This is a genomic window from Halomonas bluephagenesis (assembly GCF_054790765.1).
Map to the genome: position 1 here is coordinate 3,557,114 of NZ_CP133631.1, position 19,516 is coordinate 3,576,629.

Annotated in this window: 14 protein-coding genes; 3 read left to right on the plus strand and 11 right to left on the minus strand. The window is 54.1% G+C overall.

Going from position 1 to position 19,516, the window contains the following annotated elements; genetic code table 11:
• Window positions 1-192: 192 nt before the first annotated feature.
• From REH51_RS16120 to ptsP, 3 genes are read right to left on the minus strand one after another with little or no spacing between them, the layout of a single operon-like run.
• Window positions 193-1,929 (minus strand): PTS fructose-like transporter subunit IIB, encoded by a 1,737-nt coding sequence (locus REH51_RS16120; RefSeq protein WP_009723688.1) that lies wholly within the window; start codon window positions 1,927-1,929, stop codon window positions 193-195.
• Window positions 1,926-2,897, minus strand: a complete 972-nt coding sequence (gene pfkB, locus REH51_RS16125; RefSeq protein WP_498936323.1) for a 1-phosphofructokinase — start codon at window positions 2,895-2,897, stop codon at window positions 1,926-1,928. Before pfkB ends, REH51_RS16120 begins: the two co-directional genes overlap by 4 nt.
• Window positions 2,897-5,764, minus strand: a complete 2,868-nt coding sequence (gene ptsP, locus REH51_RS16130; protein WP_009723686.1) for a phosphoenolpyruvate--protein phosphotransferase — start codon at window positions 5,762-5,764, stop codon at window positions 2,897-2,899. The genes pfkB and ptsP overlap by 1 nt, the downstream gene beginning before the upstream one ends.
• Window positions 5,765-5,995: 231 nt before the next feature.
• Here ptsP and cra point away from each other — a divergent pair, with 231 nt between their 5' ends.
• Window positions 5,996-6,973 (plus strand): catabolite repressor/activator, encoded by a 978-nt coding sequence (cra, locus tag REH51_RS16135; protein ID WP_498936325.1) that lies wholly within the window; start codon window positions 5,996-5,998, stop codon window positions 6,971-6,973.
• A 20-nt stretch (window positions 6,974-6,993) separates the two neighbouring features.
• On the opposite strand, the gene REH51_RS16140 is transcribed toward cra, so the two are convergent.
• Both REH51_RS16140 and pyk read right to left on the minus strand, forming a co-directional pair.
• The gene (locus REH51_RS16140; protein WP_009723684.1) at window positions 6,994-7,470 is read right to left on the minus strand and encodes a methylglyoxal synthase; all 477 of its coding nucleotides are present in this window, start codon (window positions 7,468-7,470) and stop codon (window positions 6,994-6,996) included.
• A gap of 46 nt (window positions 7,471-7,516) precedes the next feature.
• Window positions 7,517-8,983, minus strand: coding sequence for a pyruvate kinase (pyk, locus tag REH51_RS16145; RefSeq protein ID WP_009723683.1), 1,467 nt, complete (start codon window positions 8,981-8,983; stop codon window positions 7,517-7,519).
• 211 nt (window positions 8,984-9,194) lie between these two features.
• On the opposite strand from pyk, the gene gap reads away from it, so the two are divergent.
• A complete protein-coding gene (gene gap, locus REH51_RS16150; protein ID WP_009723682.1) occupies window positions 9,195-10,199 on the plus strand; it encodes a type I glyceraldehyde-3-phosphate dehydrogenase in 1,005 nt (334 codons plus the stop codon).
• A gap of 14 nt (window positions 10,200-10,213) precedes the next feature.
• On the opposite strand, the gene REH51_RS16155 is transcribed toward gap, so the two are convergent.
• From REH51_RS16155 to REH51_RS16180, 6 genes are all read right to left on the minus strand, one after another.
• The gene (locus tag REH51_RS16155) at window positions 10,214-11,245 is read right to left on the minus strand and encodes a LacI family DNA-binding transcriptional regulator (protein WP_498937764.1); all 1,032 of its coding nucleotides are present in this window, start codon (window positions 11,243-11,245) and stop codon (window positions 10,214-10,216) included.
• A gap of 189 nt (window positions 11,246-11,434) precedes the next feature.
• Window positions 11,435-12,541 carry an ABC transporter ATP-binding protein gene (locus REH51_RS16160; RefSeq protein WP_009723680.1) on the minus strand — a complete coding sequence of 369 codons (1,107 nt, stop codon included), beginning with the start codon at window positions 12,539-12,541 and terminating at the stop codon, window positions 11,435-11,437.
• A gap of 79 nt (window positions 12,542-12,620) precedes the next feature.
• The gene (locus REH51_RS16165) at window positions 12,621-14,237 is read right to left on the minus strand and encodes an alpha-glucosidase family protein (protein ID WP_234667812.1); all 1,617 of its coding nucleotides are present in this window, start codon (window positions 14,235-14,237) and stop codon (window positions 12,621-12,623) included.
• A gap of 37 nt (window positions 14,238-14,274) precedes the next feature.
• Window positions 14,275-15,117: a carbohydrate ABC transporter permease gene (locus tag REH51_RS16170; RefSeq protein ID WP_009723678.1), complete on the minus strand. Its 843-nt coding sequence runs from the start codon at window positions 15,115-15,117 to the stop codon at window positions 14,275-14,277.
• Window positions 15,117-16,103 carry a carbohydrate ABC transporter permease gene (locus tag REH51_RS16175; RefSeq protein WP_009723677.1) on the minus strand — a complete coding sequence of 329 codons (987 nt, stop codon included), beginning with the start codon at window positions 16,101-16,103 and terminating at the stop codon, window positions 15,117-15,119. The genes REH51_RS16170 and REH51_RS16175 overlap by 1 nt, the downstream gene beginning before the upstream one ends.
• A gap of 14 nt (window positions 16,104-16,117) precedes the next feature.
• Entirely contained in the window at window positions 16,118-17,389 is a 1,272-nt protein-coding gene (locus REH51_RS16180) for an ABC transporter substrate-binding protein (protein WP_009723676.1), read from the minus strand.
• A 536-nt stretch (window positions 17,390-17,925) separates the two neighbouring features.
• Between REH51_RS16180 and REH51_RS16185 the strand changes: the two genes are divergently transcribed.
• Entirely contained in the window at window positions 17,926-19,455 is a 1,530-nt protein-coding gene (locus REH51_RS16185; protein ID WP_009723675.1) for a carbohydrate porin, read from the plus strand.
• Window positions 19,456-19,516 lie beyond the last annotated feature (61 nt).

The following is a 19,516-nucleotide window of genomic DNA, read 5'->3' on the forward strand; positions in this document are numbered from 1 at the left end:
TTGTGTAAAAATACTACATAAAACCCCAGTTTAAGCAAATAATAAGCGATTAATAGCTTAAAAATAAGTAATAAACCGTTGCTATTGGGTGCTGAAGGACATGTGTGGAGAAAAAAACGCTGAGCAGGCAGAAACCTACCCAGCGTTTGTGATTGATGGTTAAGCATTTACCCCGCGCTGATGTTTGCGAGTTTAGCTTGCAACGGCAACTTGAGCGGCGCCGCGTTTAATAAAGGCATAGCCTAAGCCGGTTACCAGCGAGCCGATGATAATCGCGCCAAGGTAGAGTAGTGCAGGGGTAATGGCGTTGGGAATCAGCAGAACAAAGATACCACCGTGAGGTGCCATTAGTTTCGCGCCTACCAGCATGGAAAGCGCGCCGGTAATCGCACCGCCCACTATGCACGCTGGGATAACCCGCAACGGGTCTTTCGCCGCAAAGGGAATGGCCCCTTCACTGATAAAGCACATGCCCAGTACAAATGATGCCTTGCCTGCTTCGCGCTCTGGTGCAGAGAACTTATTGCGTGCAACGAAACTGGCAATGCCCATGCCAATTGCTGGCACCATGCCTGCCGCCATGATCGCTGCCATTGGGCCGTAGGTTTCCGAAGCTAACAGGCCCACGCCAAAGGTATAAGCTGCTTTATTGACGGGGCCGCCCAAATCGAAGCACATCATTGCGCCCAATAGAATGCCCAGCAGTACCGCGTTAGTAGAGCCCATAGAGGCCAGGAAGCTGGTCAGCGCATTCAGCAATGCAGCGACAGGTTCGCCAATCACATAGATCATCGTCAGGCCGGTGACCAGACTGGCCACCAGCGGGATAATCAGAATAGGCTTGAGCGATTCAACGCTGGAGGGCAGCTTAACGTAGCGGGTAACCGCGAGGGCTACGTAGCCTGCCAGAAAGCCTGCCAAAATACCGCCAATAAACCCGGAGCCAATGTTGGCCGCCAACATCCCGCCAATCATGCCTGGGGCGATGCCGGGGCGGTCAGCGATGGAGTAGGCAATGTAGCCTGCCAGCACAGGAATCATTAGCGCGAAGGCGGTACCACCGCCAATTTGCATAAGCGCAGCGGCCAGTGTGCCTTCCTGTTCAAAGGCTTCAATACCGAAGACAAACGAGAGCGCAATCAGCAAGCCACCCGCTACCACCATAGGCAGCATGAACGACACGCCAGTGAGTAGGTGCTTATAAACGCCTTTCTCTTTAACGCTCTTATTGGCGTTGCCCGAACCGCTGCTGGCGTTTTCTACGCTAGCATCAACAAGGGCGGCTTCCAGAGTGGGACGTGGCTTTTTTAGTGCATTGCCGGTTGAGGTGCGGTAAATACGCTTGCCTGCAAACCGCGCTGGGTCAACGTCGATATCGCAGGCCAGTACGACCACGTCGGCGTCGGCGATCTCTTGTTCGGTTAAATGATCCTGAGCGCCCACTGAGCCTTGGGTTTCCACGCGAATGGCATGCCCCATGGCTTTGCCTGCTTCGGCTAGCGCTTCAGCGGCCATAAAGGTATGGGCAACGCCGGTGGGGCAAGCGGTAACAGCGACAATCTTCTTGCCACCCGTGTTGCTCGCCGGAGTAGCAGCAGCTGTAGGGGTTGCAGGAGCAGTGTAAATCGGTGCTTCACGCTTGGCTTGAGCTAAAAAGGCGCTGGGGTCGGGCAGGGCGCTGGCAATCGGGGCCTGGAAAAGTCGTTTGCCTTCAAAACGCTCCGGGGCGGGAACGTGATCGGCGGCCACCACAATTAAATCGGCATTAGCAATTTGCTCGGCGGTGGCAGCCTGCAGCGGCGCAATCTCGCCGTGCATTTCCACATGAGCGCTCCAGCCCATCCGTGTGGCCGCTTGTTCAAGGCGCTTGGCGGCCAAAAAGGTGGTCGCCATGCCGCTGGGGCAGGCGGTAATCAGAATCAGGTTCATCGCGTGGCTCCCTCGGTGATGGTGTCGTCAAGACGCCGTACCAAAGTCTGTTGTTGGAGTAAGTCAAAGTCGTCGGCGGGGGGGGGGCCCACGCCGACGTGGCGAACCGCTTCGGCAGAGAGTGCCGTTGCGAAGCGAAGGGTGTCTTGTGGGGCGAAGTCGCTGAGCAGCCCATGAAGCATGCCAGCCAAAAAGGTATCGCCCGCACAAACGGTATTGGTGGCGTTGACGCTAGGTGGGGTAGATTGCCAAGTGCCCTGTGAACTAACCCATAAAACGCCCTCTGAACCTGCGGAAATCAGCGCTTGCTCGATGCCGCTGGCGTGCAGGCGTTTAGCGGCGGCTTGGCGTTGCGCATCAGTTTCAAGATTGCCACCAGCCCAGTCAGCGAGTTCCGTTTCGTTAGGTTTTACAGCCGCAGGCTGAGCGGCAATGGCGGGTAGCAGTGCCGGGCCACTGGTGTCTATCCAAAGTGGTACGCCATAGCTTTTTAGGGTGGTCAGTAGTTCAGCAAACAGCGGCTGATCAATACCCGGTGGAAGGCTACCGGCAACGACGACCGCCTGGGGCGGAGCGAGGCGCTGAAACAAATCGTCTAGGGTAGTTTGTAAAGCATTTAAGTGGGCAGCCTCAATCGGCATGCCGGGGCCGTTAATATCAGTGACGCGGCCACTCTGTTCCGCCAGCTTGGCGTTAATGCGCGTGCTGCCGGGTACTCGTACAAAGGCATCTTCCACGCCGTAGTGGGGGAATGCCAAGCTGAACGGCGCGTCGTTATCCTGGCCGAGAAAGCCGCTAACAATCACTTGATGGCCTAAACTGGCCAGCACTCGTGCTACGTTAACGCCTTTGCCCGCGGCTTCTAACTGGGCGCTGTGGGGGCGGTTCACATGACCGAGTGTCAGCGTTTCAAGGTTGAACGCTAAATCCAGCGCGGGGTTGAGTGTAATGCACACTACCTGGGCCATTAGCGGGCCTCCAGGGCGTCACGCACCTCATCGCTGGTGGCTTTACTCAGTGCTAATTGGGCAGTGGCTTTTGCATCGGCAAGATCAAATTCACGCAGGCGCGCTTTGACTAGCGGAATTTGTCGCGCACTGACGGAAAGCTCATCAACGCCTAACCCTACCAGTACTGGCACGGCCATGGCGTCCGAGGCTAGCTCGCCGCATACGCCGACCCACTTGCCGTGGGCATGAGCGGCATCGACGGTCATTTGAATCAAACGCAGCACGGCGGGGTGCAAGCCATCGGCTTGGGCAGAAAGCTCTGGGTGGCCGCGGTCGATGGCCAGGGTGTACTGAGTTAAATCGTTAGTGCCGACGGAGAAGAAGTCCACCTCGGCCGCCAGCGTAGGTGCTAGCAGTGCGCTGGAGGGCACTTCGATCATCACGCCCAGTTGCACATCAGTGGCGCGCTGCTGTGGTGGGATTTCGCTAAGCAGGCGGTCATAGATGACTTTGGCGGCGCGGAATTCAGCGACATCCTTAACCATCGGCAGCATGATGCGTAGCGGACGGCCGACAGCTGCCATCAGCAGCGCGCGGATTTGTGTTTCCAGCACTTCCGGCTGGGTCAGCGCTAAGCGAATGCCGCGTAGGCCCAGGAAGGGGTTGTCTTCCTGGGGAACAGGCCAGTAGGGCAGCGGCTTGTCGCCACCTACATCCAGAGTACGCGCGACCAGTGGGCGGCCTTCCAAGGCGTCGGTGGCTTCGCGGTACTCGGCAATTTGGGTGGCTAGGTCCGGTGCGCTTGAGTAGGCCATAAACAGGAACTCGGTGCGCAGCAGGCCAACGCCTTCGGCACCCCGTTCTACTGCATCGGCGGCGTGGGCGGTGTTCCCCAGATTGGCTGCCACTTCTACCCGATGCCCATCGCGGGTTTGGGCTTGCTCAAAACGTAGCTCCCAGGCATCGGCTTCGCGCTGCTGCTGGTCGAGAAGCTGTTGTTCCGCGCGCTGCAGGCGCTCTTCGGAAGGCTGGGAGGTAACCCGCCCACGTTCACCATCCAGAATCATCATACTGCCGTTATGCAACGCCATGACGGCTTCACCGGCGCCGACAACAGCGGGAATGCCCAGCGCACGAGCCAGAATGGCACTGTGAGCGGTAGCACCGCCACGCACGGTTAAAAGTCCGCGTACGCGTGAGGTATCCAAGCGGGCAACGTCGGAAGGGCCGATGTCATCCATCACCAGAATGTATGGGTGGTCAGGTGGCTCGGGCAGTTGAACATCGCACAATACGCCCAGCACGCGGCGGCCTACGTCGCGCAGGTCGGCGGCGCGCTCGGCCAGCAGGCGGTCGGCGAGCATTTCCTGAGCGTGGGCGGCGGTTTCAATGGCATTCCACCAACCGGCTTCTGCTGAACGACCTTCACGAATCGCATCAATGGCAGCGTGGTGCAACTCGGGGTCGTCTAGCATCTCTTCGTGCATTGAGAGAATGTCGGCCACTTCACCGCCAGGGGCGTTGTGCACCAGTGCCTGTAATTGAGCGGCGCCTTCTTTGAGTGCCACTTTCAGGCGACTAATTTCTTGTTCGGGGTCGCTGGCGTGTTCAGCATAGTCGAACTGCATTGGACGAATCACAAACACCGGTGCAATGGCTAAGCCCGGCGAGGCGGCAACGCCGGTGTGGGGCGCATCGGCGACTAACGGCTCAACGGCCTTGCTCGTGTTAGTAACCGACTTGGCATCAAAGCCGCCGTCGAACTGCGTTACTTTCTCGCCCAAGCCTTCTTCGACCGCAGCGGAAACGGCGTCCAGTGCAGCCCTTGCCTGCTCACCTTCGGCAGAAAGAATCAGCCACTGGCCACGCCGTGCTCCCAAGCCAATCACTTTGGTGAGGCTGGCGGCAGAAACCGTGGAGGCACTGCCTTCTTCAAGGCGTACGTTAATCGGCATTGATTGCGCGCGGGCGACTTGTACCAGCTGTTTCGCTGGACGAGCGTGCAGGCCGTGGGGGTTCAAGACGCGCACGCGCCGAGTCTGAGTGCTGGCGGTTTCACCCGCCAACGTGGCCAGCAGCTGTGCGCTGCTTTTGCCCACCAAGCTATCACTTTCGCCGTTCTCCAACACGGCTAATAGCTGTTCCAGCAGTGGACGGTGGGCATCGCCGCTGGCCGCTAAACAGAACAGTGCATGGACTGGGTGACCGCCATGCTCAAGTTTAGGATCGGCTGGCGTGGCAACGCCTAGAGCGGGTTGTGTCACCCCTTGGACGTGGCTTGCCAACCAAAATCCTTTGCCCAGCCATTGGGGGGAAGCACTGGCGATGGCACTAATAAAAGCGTTATCAACACAGCCACTTTGGCGAAGCCGTGCGGCAGCGGCCAGGGCGAGTTCTTGAGGGTCACGAGCGGGGAAATTAATGCATAGCGTATCGGCATCCAGGCGCGGTTCAAGCGCAGGCTTAGACAGCAAGCGCGATACCTCGACAGCTGAGCTAGCGTTGGCGAGCTGGTTGGCGACGCCATCACGGTCCAGCACATGGGTCAGCTGGCGCAGAATATCCAGGTGCTCGTCATTTTGCGCCGCAATAGTTACCAGAACATAGACCGTCTGGCCGTCATGCCACTGAACGCCTTTGGGGAACTGCAGCACTCGTACGCCGGTGCTTTTTACATGCTGGCGACTTTCCGGTGTACCGTGTGGAATAGCAATCGCGTTACCAAGGTATGTTGACGACTGCGCTTCACGAGCATGGAGGCCATCACGGTACTCGGCCTCAACTAAGCCCGCATCCGTTAGCGCCTTAGCGGCGATGTCGAGTGCAGCTTGCCAGTCGTCCGCATGGCGGTCGAGCAAGATGTCATCTGGGCCGAGTGTTAACATAAGGTTCTCCTGTAAACGCTGTCAGGCAACGGTAATATCTGCAATGAGCGGCGTGATCGTGCTTAAACGTTAGTCTTAGGGCGTTAAGCTTAGCTGGATGAATCGAGTCATCTATGATTAGTTGTATGCTGAATCGATTCACTTAAAGACACAAGGGTTGTCTTTCTAGACTTTAGTCGGGGTGGGGCGAAACGGCTGATAAACTACACCGGCAACCAGAGGGAGAATTGCATGACACTTGCCGACATTGCCCGGCTTGCGGGCGTATCGCGCACCACGGCGAGCTATGTAATTAATGGCCAGGCCGAGCAGCGGCGCATTAGCAATGCCACCATCGAGAAAGTCATGGCGGTGGTGCGTCAGTATCGCTACCACATTGATCCGCAGGCAGCGGCGCTGCGTCGTGGGGCAAGTCGGCTGATTGGTTTGATCGTGCCCGATCTTGAAAATATCAGCTATGCACGGCTGGCTAAACGCTTAGAGCGTGGCGCGCGGGAGAGAGGCTATCAACTGTTGGTGGTTAGCTCAGATGACTGCGTCGATAGCGAGCGCACCTTGGCATTGGCGCTGCGCGCGCAACGCTGTGAGGTGCTTATTACCGCCAGTTGCTTAGCCGAAGATGACGCCTTCTATTCTGAGTTGGTAGATGAGGGCTGGTGTGTTGTGGGAATGGACCGCGGGCTTGCTCCGAAACGTTTTGCCAGTGTCGTCAGCAACGATCAGGACGCGGCTTATGCGCTAACGCGATCGGTCATTACTGATAGTACGCGGCGAGTGGCGTGGCTGGGGGCGATGCCAAGTTTGTCGATCAGCCGCGAGCGGCGGACGGGCTTTCAGACGGCCCTGCAAAGCAGCCCTATTGAGCCAATTTTGCTTAGCGGCACGCACTATGAGCGTAGCGAAGGCGCTCGTCTTGCTGCCCAATTGCTGGATGAAGAGGGTGGAGCTGATGCGCTGGTTACTGCGTCTTATGTACTGATGGAAGGGGTCTTTGATGTGTTTCTGGAACGCGGCGGGCTACCGGAAGAGATGCGGTTAGCCACCTTTGGCGACCACCGCTTGTTGGATTTTCTGCCGCAACCGGTAAATTCAGCCCTGCAGGATTATGATCGCATTGCTGAACTCACCCTAAACTGCGCCCTGAATGCCATGAGCGGTGACTATCAGTGCGGGCAGCAGGTCGTGGCGCGCCACCTGCGTACCCGGTAAAACCATATGGTCGGGCGGCCTTAGACCGTGCGGGCCTGAGCCCAGGCTTCTGCATCCGGAATAGACATATCGTAGCGTTCACTAAGGTAGGGCGAAGACAGTAAAAAGTCGGCGCTCGCCGCATTGCACGCCACCGGCACGTTCCATAATGCGGCTAAGCGCAGCAGCGCTTTGACGTCAGGATCGTGGGGCTGAGGGGCAAACGGATCCCAGAAGAAAATCAGCACGTCCAACTGCTGCTCAGCAATACGCGCGCCAATTTGCTGATCGCCACCTAGTGGCCCGCTCATCAATCCTTCAACTTCCAGCCCTAAGGCGCTCTTCAGCTTGCTAGAGGTTGTGCCCGTGCCAATTAGGGTGTGCTGGCTGAGCGTTTCCTGCCAGCGCGTTGCCCACTCCAGCATTTCGGTTTTTTTGCCGTCGTGAGCAATCAGTGCAATGCGCTTACGCGGTTGCAGCGTACGAACGGCTTGGCGGGGTGGGCGTGCGTCGGTCATGGCATGGCTCTCCAGGTCACAGTCACATTTCAGGTTTCTGCCAGTTTTACGATTCTTCAACGGCAAGCACTTTCATGGTATTGGTACCGCCATGGGCATTCATGTGGTCGCCGCGGGTAAGAATGACATGATCACCAGGGCGTGCCAATCCATGAGCTTGCAGTAGTTTGACGGCCTCTTGATTGAGCTCTTTAGGGTCCATATGGGTTGTGTCGAAGGGGATCGACACGACGCCGCGATAAAGCGCCATGCGCCGTTGGGCAATCGGGCTGTGTGCAAGGCCAACAATCGGCAGGCCAGAGCGAATGCGTGAAGCAATTAACGGCGTATAACCTGTCGAGGTCATACAGGCTATGGCGCGTACCCCCGTCAGGTGGTTAGCGGCATACATGGCAGAGAGGGCAATGGTTTCATCAATGCGCTCGAAGCCTTCGTGAATACGGTGGCCTGATGACTGAGCAATACGTTCGCGCTCAGCGCCTAGGCATACCCGATCCATCGCTTGAATAGTTTCTACTGGATAGTCGCCTGCGGCGGTTTCCGCAGAAAGCATGACGGCGTCGGTGGCATCAAGCACTGCGTTAGCCACGTCGAAGACTTCCGCGCGGGTGGGCAGTGGCGACTCAATCATCGACTCCATCATTTGTGTGGCGGTAATAACCGCGCGGTTAAGCGTGCGAGCATGCTTGATGATGCGTTTTTGAGTGCCGATCAGTGCAGCATCGCCAATTTCTACGCCTAAGTCGCCTCGGGCGACCATCACGGCTTCAGAGGCCTCGATAATGCCATCCAGTGTCTCATCATCGGCAACCGCTTCGGCGCGCTCAAGCTTGGCAACCAGACCTATTTCCTTGCCTGCTTCGCCAAGCAGTTCGCGAGCTTCCTGCATATCGGCAGCGCTACGCGGGAACGAGACCGCCAGATAGTCCACGCCGATATCGATCGCGGTTTTTAGATCTTCTTTATCTTTTTCAGTAAGCGCTGTGGCAGACAGCCCGCCGCCTTGCTTGTTGATGCCCTTATTATTGGAAAGCTTGCCACCTACGTGAACGCGGGTGTGCACTTCTTGTCCACTAATTGAGATGACATCCAGCACGACACGCCCGTCATCCAGCAGTAGCCGGTCACCCGGCGCAACATCTTCAATCAGCGACTTGTAATCACAGCCGACGCGCTCGGCGGTGCCGCTGTTGGCATCTAACGCCATGTCGAGCACAAAGGCTTGGCCAATATCCAGATGAATGGCACCTTCGGCAAAGCGTGAAATACGAATTTTCGGCCCTTGCAAATCGCCTAGTGCGGCAACACTGCGGTTAAGTCGCTGGGCGATCTCTCGTACTTCCTTTAAGCGGCGGCGATGGTCGTCTGCCGCACCATGGGAGAAATTTAGCCGCACGACATCAACGCCCGCTTTTAGCATAGCTTCCAGCACACCAGGACGGTCGCTTGCTGGACCAAGCGTCGCAACAATCTTTGTGCGGCGAAGGGGGGTGGGAGATGTTGAGCGAGTCATAAAAGTTACTCCTATTGACCGTCTTGGCGGTGATTAATTATTGGACTACGATAGCGTTTATATAGTAATTTTACTACATATTGGAGCGTTATTAGCCTTTAAGGGCGGTTGAAACAGGTATAAATTGACCTAAAGGTGAATAAATACGTATTTTTAGTAATTTTTTTACTGGATACGCCATCTACTACCACTGCTTGATTGAGGTGCCATCATGACAATAAGAGTTGCCATTAACGGATTTGGACGGATTGGCCGCAATGTACTGCGTGCGCTGTACGAAAATAGCTACCGAGATCGCGTCCAAGTCGTTGCGATTAACGATCTGGGCGATCCTTCCCTTAATTCGCACCTGCTACGCCACGATACGGTTCACGGCCATTTCCCGTTTGCGGTTGAACACGATGCCGAAAGTATCAGTGTAGATGGCGATCGCATTGCAATTTCTTCTGAGCGTGATCCCAGTCAACTTCCTTGGGCATCCATGAACATTGACCTCGTCATGGAGTGTACAGGCCTGTTTACCAAGCGTGAGGCTGCTGCCAAGCATATTGAGGCGGGTGCTAAGCGTGTGTTGATCTCTGCGCCCAGCCCTGATGCTGACGCCACCATCGTATATGGTGTCAATGACGACATTCTGACAGCCGAGCACACGGTGGTTTCCAATGCGTCGTGCACGACTAACTGCCTGGCGCCGGTCGCCAAAGCGTTAAACGATGCCGTAGGCATTGAAAATGGTTTGATGACTACGGTTCATGCTTACACCAACGATCAGAACCTATCGGATGTTTATCACTCCGACCCTTACCGCGCGCGTAGTGCGACGCACTCGATGATTCCGACCAAAACAGGCGCGGCAGCGGCCGTTGGTTTGGTATTGCCGGAGCTGGCGGGTAAGTTCGATGGTTTGGCAGTGCGTGTACCGGTAATCAACGTTTCCTTGGTAGATTTAACGTTTACGGCAAGCCGCGATACCACCAAAGAAGAGATCAACGCGATTGTTGAGAAAGCGGCGGCGAACTCGACTGTGCTAGCGGTTAACGCACAGCCGCTGGTGTCTACTGATTTTAACCACGATGCGCACTCATCTACCTTTGATGCCAATCACACTCGGGTGAATGGCCGTCTGGTGAAAATTATGGCGTGGTACGACAATGAGTGGGGCTTCTCTAACCGGATGCTAGATACCGCCATTGCCATGCAGAAAACGGTCAAATAATACCTGGCCGACTTTTATGGGCAAGTGTCACCCAGCAGCAACTCTGTTTTGAGTAGCTGCTGGGTTTTTGGTATCCGACCTAGAATCATTTTTGCCGCCACGCGGCCTTTACCCGCACTGTCCTGGCGCACGGTCGTTAAACGCGGTGCTCTATATTGCCCTTCAGCAATGCCATCAAAGCCTGTAATTCTTAGCTCCCCAGGTACGTGAATGCCGCGCTGTTCGGCTAGCGTAAGCGCGGTAAGCGCAATACGGTCTGACATACACAGCAACAGATCCGGGCGCTGCTTGGCAGGCAAGTCAAGGATTTCTGTGATTACCGGTGAGCACACATCAAACACGTTCTCTTCGATATTCCACAGTGGTATCTGTTCAGCATCAAAGCCATGTTCGGTGAGTGCGGCATGAAATCCGGCCAGGCGCGCACGGCTGATGGTGCTACTGTCCGGAAGTAGGGTGTGCGCTTTGGTGACTCGGCCGTTGCAATGCTCTTTTGTCAGGCGAAGATTGATCACCGCAGGCCGCTGTGGCCGCGTTTTTAATGCGTGTTGGGCAAGGTGGTAGCTCGCGTCTTGGTCATCGATATAAACAGTCGGGCTGCCGTCAATGTCGAAATCCACAGACACCAGTGGCCGCTGCGAAGGCAGCTCGCTTAGAAGCTTGTTATTAGGCATCAGGCCGTAAACGATAAAGCCATCGGCAATGTTTGCGGACCCTGGCGGCTGTGAGGCATGGCCGCGCCCGGGGAGTAGCAGCATGGTATGGCCATGGGCATCGAGTACTTCAGCGACACCTGATAAAAATTCACTGGCGACAGCATCATTGAGGCTGTAAGTCAGGCTTTCGGCAAGAATAACCGCAACAATGCTGGAGCGCCCAGTGCGCAGACTCCGGGCCTTGGCATCTGGGCCGTTATACCCCAGTCGTTTTGCCTCACTTAAAATACGATCGCGCAGAAGTGGCGAAAGCTGGTCAGGGCGGTTGAAGGCATTTGATATTGTCGCGGTGGAAACGCCGAGTTCTGTGGCAAGATCCTTGAGAGTCATTCTACGATGGGCTGTCACGGGCTTCCTATCCTGTTTAATTATTTGAGTGTTATTTTACATCGCAGGCTAATGAATTGAATCTGGCGCACAAAAATACGGCCTTGACGTTGTTTCCACTACCTTTGCATAAAGAGGTAGCAGCATCAAAGGCCGTTGTTCGCTCAGCAACAGCGCAGTCGATAGTGTTCGTTAAGCCGCAGAGCGTGTCTCTGAAAGCATCAATGCTGCTCCGTTTTCATCAAATAGGTGCACATGCTCAATGTCAGGCACCAGGGATACTTTCTGGCCTGCTTTCCACTGGCTAGGGGCTTCGCTGCGGTGAATAAGCAGTGTATCGCCCTCTTTTGGTTCTAGGTAGACATAGACCTCATTACCCAGATACTCGACATTGAAAATTTCAAAGCAGTTATCGCCACTGGGTGCCTCTAAACGTAGGTGCTCTGGGCGTATGCCTAACGTAAGCGAGCTGCCCGTGGGATAGGCATCTGCGGCTTGGGGGAGCGCGACTTCTCCTAAGCCTTTCGCAGTCACCCGGCAGCCATCTTTTGAACCGCTGGCAAGCTCAGCGGGCATAAAATTCATCGTAGGTGAACCGATAAAACCTGCGACAAACTTGGTGGCTGGGCGTTGATAAAGCTCATGTGGACTGCCAACTTGCTCGATATGGCCGCCTTTAAGCACAACGATTTTATCTGCCAGGGTCATTGCTTCGACTTGGTCGTGGGTCACATAAATCATCGTAGAGCCTAGGCGATTGTGCAGCCTGGCGATCTCGTTGCGCATTTGTACTCGCAGCGACGCATCCAGGTTAGAAAGCGGCTCATCAAAAAGCAGAATGCGAGGTTCCCGAGCCATCGCGCGGCCCATTGCAACACGTTGGCGCTGACCGCCCGACAGTGCTTTCGGCTTGCGGTGTAATAGATCCTCAAGCTGCAAAATTTTAGCGGTACTCATTACCCGTTCATGAACCGTCTCTTTGTCCGTTTTGGCAAGCTTCAAACCAAAAGCCATGTTGTCATAAACGGTCATGTGCGGGTAAAGAGCATACGACTGGAACACCATGCCCACACCACGCTCACGTGGGGGAAGGTCATTAACTAACGTATCACCAATGTTTAAGTCACCGTCGGTGATTGACTCAAGACCTGCGATAAGGCGCAGCAGTGTGGATTTGCCACAGCCGGATGGGCCAACAAAGACGACAAATTCACCATCGCCAATGGTCAGGTCAACGTCTTTAATAATGTGATCGCGACCAAATACTTTGTTGATCTTTTCAAGCGTAACACTTGCCATGGTTAGCTCCTTGTCGGCCTCAATGCAGCATTCCTCGTATCGGGCCGACTATCGTTATTGAATGTTGTTATTAGTGTGACTAAGCAACGCGCATAAAGGCGGCTTGATAAGCGGGTAGCGTCAGCACATTGTTTTTACGTGCCGCATTGAAACCGTGTCCTTCCAGGTCACTGATGACGTCTGCGGGGAGCGCTGTTTGCTGCTCATTGCCCGTCAGGTTAAAGACACACAGCACTTTCTCCTGGTCATTTTGACGAATAAAGCCCAACAGCTCCTCACCGACGTCAATGAGCTGTAAATCACCGTCAAACAGCGCTGAATGAGCGTGACGGAAGGCGAGCATCCGACGCACACCGTTAAGCGTTGAGTCCGGGTCTGTTTGCTGTCGGCTAACCGCCAATGGCAGGTGGCGTTTTTCTACGGGTAGCCATGGTTCAATGACCGAGAAACCTGCCTGGGTGCCATCTGTCCATGGCATTGGCGTGCGGCACCCGTCTCGGCCTTTAAACTCTGGCCAGAGCACTTTTCCGTAAGGGTCTTGAATGCGCTCGAAGGGCACGTCAGCTTCCGGAAGCCCTAACTCTTCCCCTTGATAAAGGCAGACGCTGCCGCGTAGGGAAAACAGCATGGCGAGCATCACTTTAGGATAAGCAATGGGATCTTCTTCAGTGCCCCAGCGCGATGCGCTGCGTTCAACATCATGGTTAGACGTTGCCCAGCAGGGCCAGGCGTCGCCCGCTAAGCGCTGAAAGCGCTCAATAACATGACGAATATAGCTAGCGGACCGTGGCTTATTGAGCAAGTCAAAGGTGTAAGCCATATGCAGTTTGTCACCGCCTGCGGTGTACTCAGCCATTCGCTCAAGTGGGTTGTCATCGCCGATTTCACCCACGGTCGTAGTGCCGGGATACTCATCCATCAACGCGCGTAAGTCTTTCAAGAAATCTACGTTTTCAGGGCGACTAATATCGTAGACATGGCGCTGCCACGTGTATGGGTTAGCCTCTGGAGCGCCTAGAGTCTTAGATTCGCCTTTTGGCACTGGTGGATTGTCGCGCAGTTCGGCGTCGTGGAAATAGAAGTTGACCGTATCCAAACGGAAACCATCAACGCCAAGGTCTAGCCAGAAGCGCATGTTGTCCAGCTGTGCCTGACGGGCTTCCGGATTATGGAAGTTGACATCTGGTTGGCTGGTCAAAAAGTTGTGCAGATAATACTGCTGGCGGCGTGAATCAAAGGTCCAGGCAGGGCCGCCAAAAATAGATAGCCAGTTATTAGGTGGCGTGCCATCGGGCTTTGGGTCCGCCCACACAAACCAATCGGCTTTGGGGTTGGTGCGATTCTGGCGGCTCTCTTTAAACCAAGCGTGCTGTTCAGAGGTATGGCTGATGACTTGGTCAATCATTACTTTCAGGCCTAGCGAATGGGCCTTGTCGAGCAGCGCCTTGAAATCATCCAGGGTGCCGAACATCGGATCAACGTCGCGGTAATCGCTGACGTCATAACCGAAATCGAGCATGGGTGAGGTAAAAAAGGGCGAAAGCCAGACACCGTCAACGTTCAAAGAGGCCACGTAGTCGAGCTTTTCGGTAATACCTTTCAAATCACCAATGCCATCACCACGGCTGTCTAAAAAGCTGCGCGGGTAAATTTGATAGATAACACCGCCGCGCCACCAGGTCAGATTGTCTTGCATGAATAAATCCTTAATAAAACGTAAATAACACCCACGCTTAGCCTTTAACTGCACCTGCAGTTAAGCCTGAAACAATGCGACGTTGGAAAATGATGACCAGGATAACCAGTGGCACGGTGACGACGACCGACGCGGCCATAATTGGCCCCCAGGGCAGCTCGTAGGCGCTACCACCTGACAGCAGTGCAATGGCAACAGGCACGGTGCGTTGGGCATCAGTGAGTGTGAAGGTTAAGGCGAACAGGAACTCATTCCACGCAGCAATAAAGGCAAGCAGGCCAGTCGTGGCCATGGCAGGCCACATAAGCGGTAGGAAGACTTTGGTAATCGTAATCCAGGGCGTAGCGCCATCCATGATGGCGGCTTCTTCCAACTCCATGGGCAGTTCTTTCATGAAGGTGGTAAGTACCCACACTGTGAAGGGCAGCGTGAAAATGGTGTAGCTCAGAATGAGGCCCGCGGGATTGTTGTAGAGATTTAGTGCGCGAATCACTTCAAACAAGCCTGAGAGCACCGCGACTTGAGGAAACATGGAAACCCCAAGAATGACCAGCATGACGGTCGAGCGACCACGAAAGCGAACCCGGCCCAGCGCGTAGGAGGCGGTGATACCCAATAGAAGCGCGATGAAAACAACGCTAAATGCTACGACTACCGAGTTAAAAATCGCACGTATAAAGCTCGACTGGCTAAAAATCTGCGCATAGTTATCCAGGTTCCAATTTGAGGGCCAAAGCTCAACCTGGAATAAGTCACTAGAAGGTTTGAGTGAGGTAATGACCGCGTAATAAAACGGGAAAACGGCATATACCATAATCAGCGCAATTAAGGCCCAAAAGCCGACGCGCTTGGCAATTTTGGCTAACTGACGTTGGTTCATCAGTCACCTCCTAGTTGTATTTTGTTACGGCCTAAATAAAGGTAAGCAACGGTGGCAAGTGCAATGATTAAGAACAGCAGCGTAGAGGCGGCACTGCCGTAACCAACATCCTGGAACTCAACCAATTGCTGACGTGCATAGACTGACATCGACATTGTGCTGGTCGAGTTAGAGGTCAGTACGTAGATCACGTCGAACACCCGCAGCGCATCCAGCAGGCGGAAAATAACCGCCACCATCAAAGCGGGCGTAATTAGCGGCAGGGTCACCTTGAAGAACACGCGCACGGGGTGAATACCGTCTACTTCTGCGGCTTCGTAACAATCTTTTGGCAGCATTTGTAGGGCGGCTAGCACCAATAGAGCGACAAACGGAATCGTTTTCCAGACATCGACCATGATGACTGCCCACATGGAGTAAGTAGCGCTGGCGGTCCAGGCAATAGGATTGTCGATTATCCCAACCGTCATTAGCAGGTGGTTGATGATGCCGAACTGATCGTTGAGCATCCACGCCCACATTTGGGCGGAAACGATGGTGGGGATTGCCCACGGAATTAGCACCGCTGCGCGAACAATCGTCCGACCCTTAAACTCCGCATTTAGAATCAGCGCCACAATGACACCGAAAATGACTTCTAAAGAGACAGATACCACCGAAAAGTAAACGGTGTTCCAAACAGATTGCCACCAGACTGGGTCGGCAAGAACTCCGAACCAACGGCCATTTTCGTAGACCAGATAGTTTTCAAATCCGATTAGATTGGCTGCCCCTAGATCAGACAGTGAGGCATCAGTAAAACTTAAGAAAAAAGTACGCATTAACGGCCAGCCAGCAACCAGCGTTAATGCAATGAGCATGGGGGCCAGGAACAGCCAAGCCGCTTTGACCCGCTGACGGCGTACTTTAGTGCCGCGATGCCGACGCGCTGGCGCTGCGGCTGAGCGCGCCTCCAGGGGCGCGCTGTTGTTAGAAGAGGTCGACATAGGTGTCTCCGCGGTTACCAGTTGCGACGCTTCAGGCGGAGTAGATCGCCTTCGAGGTCAGCGACGGCTTCGGCGCCAGTTTTAGTGCCTGAAAGCACATCATGTGAGGTGCTGAAGAAGGCGTTACTGACACGGCCATAGGCATCACCGGTAGGTGCTGACGGACGGGCGACTGCGTTAGTGAAGGTGTCGTAAAGAGTGCCGAAGAAGGGCACGGCTTCAAGTACCTCTTCATCTTGGTAAAGCGCATCGATGGTGGGGTTATAGGAAGATTGGATGGCACGACGCTTTTGCTCTTCTTCGCCGGCTAAGAAAGCGACCAGATCAGCGGCAAGCTCGGGATGTTCGCTGTAGCGGGATACCGCTAAGTTCCAACCGCCTAAACCGGCTGCACTTTGGCCGTCCTCTCCACCTGCTGGTAATTGGGTGACGCCGACGTTGCCACGTACATCACTATCCTCACTTTGAGCCAGTGACCATGCGTATGGCCAGTTACGCATAAACACGGCATTCCCACCCTGGAAGACGCCACGGGCTTCTTCTTCGGTGTAGTTCAGCACGCCCTCTGGAGAGATATCGCCAATCCATGAAGCTGCTAAATCTAGCGCTTCAGCAGCTTTCTCGTTATTAATGGTTACTTCGCCATTCTGATCTACCACGGTACCGCCACCGAAGCTTGAAACCCACTCCAGTGCATTGACGGTAAGTCCTTCATAAGCACGACCCTGGAAGACAAAACCCTGCATACGATTATTGCCTTCCGCACGCTCGGCATTTTTGATATCACGCGCGATGTCGGTCAGTTCTTGCCACGTAGTAGGTACGTCATGGCCATGTTTTTCCAGCAAGTCTTCGCGGTAATACAGAACACCTGCGTCGGTAAACCAGGGCATCGCAACTAGGCGGCCATCGATAGTGTTGTTCGTGACAATGGTGTCGAAGTGGCCTGCCGCGGCGTCTTCACCAAGCACTTCGCTTAGATCGAGCAGGTGATTAGCCAGTAGGCCAGGCCAGACAACATCGATCTGCATAACATCAATGTCGCTAGAATTGGCGGACAAAATTTGTTGGTAGAGTGACAAGCGTTCAGTAGATGAGTTTGGCGTTGAAACCACATCGACACTGTGCCCAGTCTTCTCTTCCCAGGCGCTTACACCTTCTTGGCAAAGGGTAAGCTCCGCACCAACAGCTCCACAAGAAATGGTTAACTCAGCCGCTTGAGCAGAGCCTGTGGCGCTAGCGATACTAGCTAAAGCAATGGCAGAAGTGAGTAATGTCTTTTTCATAGGGCGTTCCTCGGCATTTATTGTTGTGGGTGATGAGTGTTCAAAGCGCTCGTAGCGCCTACTTAAACGATTAAGTAAGGTGCCAGTTAGCCGTCTCCTCGTGACAAGTTCAATAGCGACTTTTGTCTAATGCCGCTGTATTACTTTCTCCTAACCTAAGGATCAGTTTAGACATTGGTCGATAATTTGTTATTTCTTGTTGGTTTACTAGCTCTTAATCGATTAAGTTCTGTCTTCCGTTATTTTACGGAGTGAAACGTAGTTGCTTTGCAACATAGTTTTCTCTATCTGGCTTGGCTGTACAGCGTTTAGCGCCATTTTTTGGCACCCACGCTCAGCACCACTTAGTGGGAGTGAATGCTATCAGCGCAGTAAGGCATCAGATGGGGGCTTTGGAAAATCTCAAAAATAAAAGATTTAAAGCCAAGTTTTTAAAGCGATTTTTAAAACGGTTTTTAAAGCACAGCTTTTAAGAATATGACTTTTAAAGATACAGCTTTTAAAAACAAGGGTTTAATAAATTAGGGTTTAAAACAATGCACAAAATGACATTCAAAACACCTCTCGCCATTGCCATCGCCGCTGCCAGTTTTGGGCTGTGTGGTACTGCTAACGCCAACACAACACTAGAAGAGCGGTTTGCGCAATTAGAAGCACGTATTGCGGCTGCCGAGCAGCGTGCCGAGGCCGCAGAGCGCCGTGCTGAGTTAGCGGAGCAGGGACATGCCACGCCCTCGTCAAGTGCACCTGCCACCGTTACTGACGCTGACATTGAAGAACGCCTTGCCCGTGTAGAGCGTCAATCCAATGGTGAAGAAGGGTTCTCTTTTAATGTCTATGCTCGTTCTGGCCTGCTAATTGGCGAAGACGGTAAAAGCGCGCCAGGAGGCCCTTACTTGACACCCGCAGGTGGAAATGGCGGCGCCGTTGGTCGTTTGGGCAACGAACCGGATACTTATTCCGAAGCCATTCTTAACTACCGCATGCAGTTTGATAACGGTGCAAAAGCCCGTTACACCACCATGCTGGCCGCCGGTACTAATTCCAGCAATGATTGGGTAGGTGATGATACCAACCTGAACGTACGCCAGGTATATGCTGAGTTTAGCGACTTGCCAAGCTTTACCGGTGCGTTTGAAAACGCCTCTATCTGGGCCGGTAAGCGTTTTGACCGTGATAACTTTGATATCCATTGGCTCGATAGCGATGTCGTATTCCTGGCCGGTACCGGTGGCGGTATTTACGACATGCAGCTAGCCGATAACTGGAAGAGTAACCTTTCAGTATATGGCCGCAGCTTTAGCGACTACCCGATCGTCAACCGTGAGAATCCCGGTTTAGATGGAGAAAATAGCGATACAGATAACCTTGTATTGACCTCCAATAATTACTTTGGCAATTGGCAGGTCATGGTTAACGGTATGTCTGCTGCGGATAACGATGAACGTGATATCGGCGTTGGCCAAACCGCGGCCGACAGCGGTTGGCACACCATGGTGGCTTACCATGGCGACAGCTTCTTCGGTATGGGCGAAGGTAACTTCAAGGCCGCAGTACTGCACGGCCAGGGCTTAGGAGCCGAAGTAAAAGGATTGGGTAGCAACGGCGACCTGACGGATGATGCGACCTCAACGCGCCTAGCGTTATATGGCACGACCTACATTGCACCGAAGTGGCGTATTGCACCGTCTATACTGGCTGAAACCAGTGAAGATCGTTTCGCCAATGGCGATAGCTATGACTGGGCAACGCTAAACGTGCGGCTAGCGAATGAAATTAATCAGAATTTCGAAATGCAGTACGAAGCTAGCTACCAGTGGATGGATTTAGATCCACAAGGTTACAGTGACCGTAACGCGGTTGATGGTGACTATATGAAGTTCACTATCGCACCGACTTTCAAGCCCGAAGTAGGTGGTTTCTGGAAGCGTCCTGAGATCCGTCTGTTCACTACTTACAGCGATTGGGACGATAGCCTTAATAGCTACGGTGCAAGCTCTCTAGGTAGCGATGGATTTACTGGCGGTGAGTTTACCTTTGGCGTACAAACCGAGGTATGGTTCTAAGCGCAAGCCGCTGCTCTCTAGCGAAAACTGTTTCGCCAATGCTGATTGCCCGCGCCGTGTC

What these genes read in the sequence shown, in the direction of transcription:
- pfkB (WP_498936323.1), bottom strand. Translation starts at nt 2,897, where the DNA reads ATGGCCCAGGTAGTGTGCATTACACTCAACCCCGCGCTGGATTTAGCG.
- pyk (WP_009723683.1), bottom strand. Translation starts at nt 8,983, where the DNA reads ATGACTCGCTCAACATCTCCCACCCCCCTTCGCCGCACAAAGATTGTT.
- ptsP (WP_009723686.1), bottom strand. Translation starts at nt 5,764, where the DNA reads ATGTTAACACTCGGCCCAGATGACATCTTGCTCGACCGCCATGCGGAC.
- REH51_RS16155 (WP_498937764.1), bottom strand. Translation starts at nt 11,245, where the DNA reads ATGACTCTCAAGGATCTTGCCACAGAACTCGGCGTTTCCACCGCGACA.
- REH51_RS16170 (WP_009723678.1), bottom strand. Translation starts at nt 15,117, where the DNA reads ATGAACCAACGTCAGTTAGCCAAAATTGCCAAGCGCGTCGGCTTTTGG.
- REH51_RS16180 (WP_009723676.1), bottom strand. Translation starts at nt 17,389, where the DNA reads ATGAAAAAGACATTACTCACTTCTGCCATTGCTTTAGCTAGTATCGCT.
- cra (WP_498936325.1), top strand. Translation starts at nt 5,996, where the DNA reads ATGACACTTGCCGACATTGCCCGGCTTGCGGGCGTATCGCGCACCACG.
- REH51_RS16185 (WP_009723675.1), top strand. Translation starts at nt 17,926, where the DNA reads ATGCACAAAATGACATTCAAAACACCTCTCGCCATTGCCATCGCCGCT.
- REH51_RS16160 (WP_009723680.1), bottom strand. Translation starts at nt 12,541, where the DNA reads ATGGCAAGTGTTACGCTTGAAAAGATCAACAAAGTATTTGGTCGCGAT.
- gap (WP_009723682.1), top strand. Translation starts at nt 9,195, where the DNA reads ATGACAATAAGAGTTGCCATTAACGGATTTGGACGGATTGGCCGCAAT.
- REH51_RS16175 (WP_009723677.1), bottom strand. Translation starts at nt 16,103, where the DNA reads ATGTCGACCTCTTCTAACAACAGCGCGCCCCTGGAGGCGCGCTCAGCC.
- REH51_RS16120 (WP_009723688.1), bottom strand. Translation starts at nt 1,929, where the DNA reads ATGAACCTGATTCTGATTACCGCCTGCCCCAGCGGCATGGCGACCACC.
- REH51_RS16165 (WP_234667812.1), bottom strand. Translation starts at nt 14,237, where the DNA reads ATGCAAGACAATCTGACCTGGTGGCGCGGCGGTGTTATCTATCAAATT.
- REH51_RS16140 (WP_009723684.1), bottom strand. Translation starts at nt 7,470, where the DNA reads ATGACCGACGCACGCCCACCCCGCCAAGCCGTTCGTACGCTGCAACCG.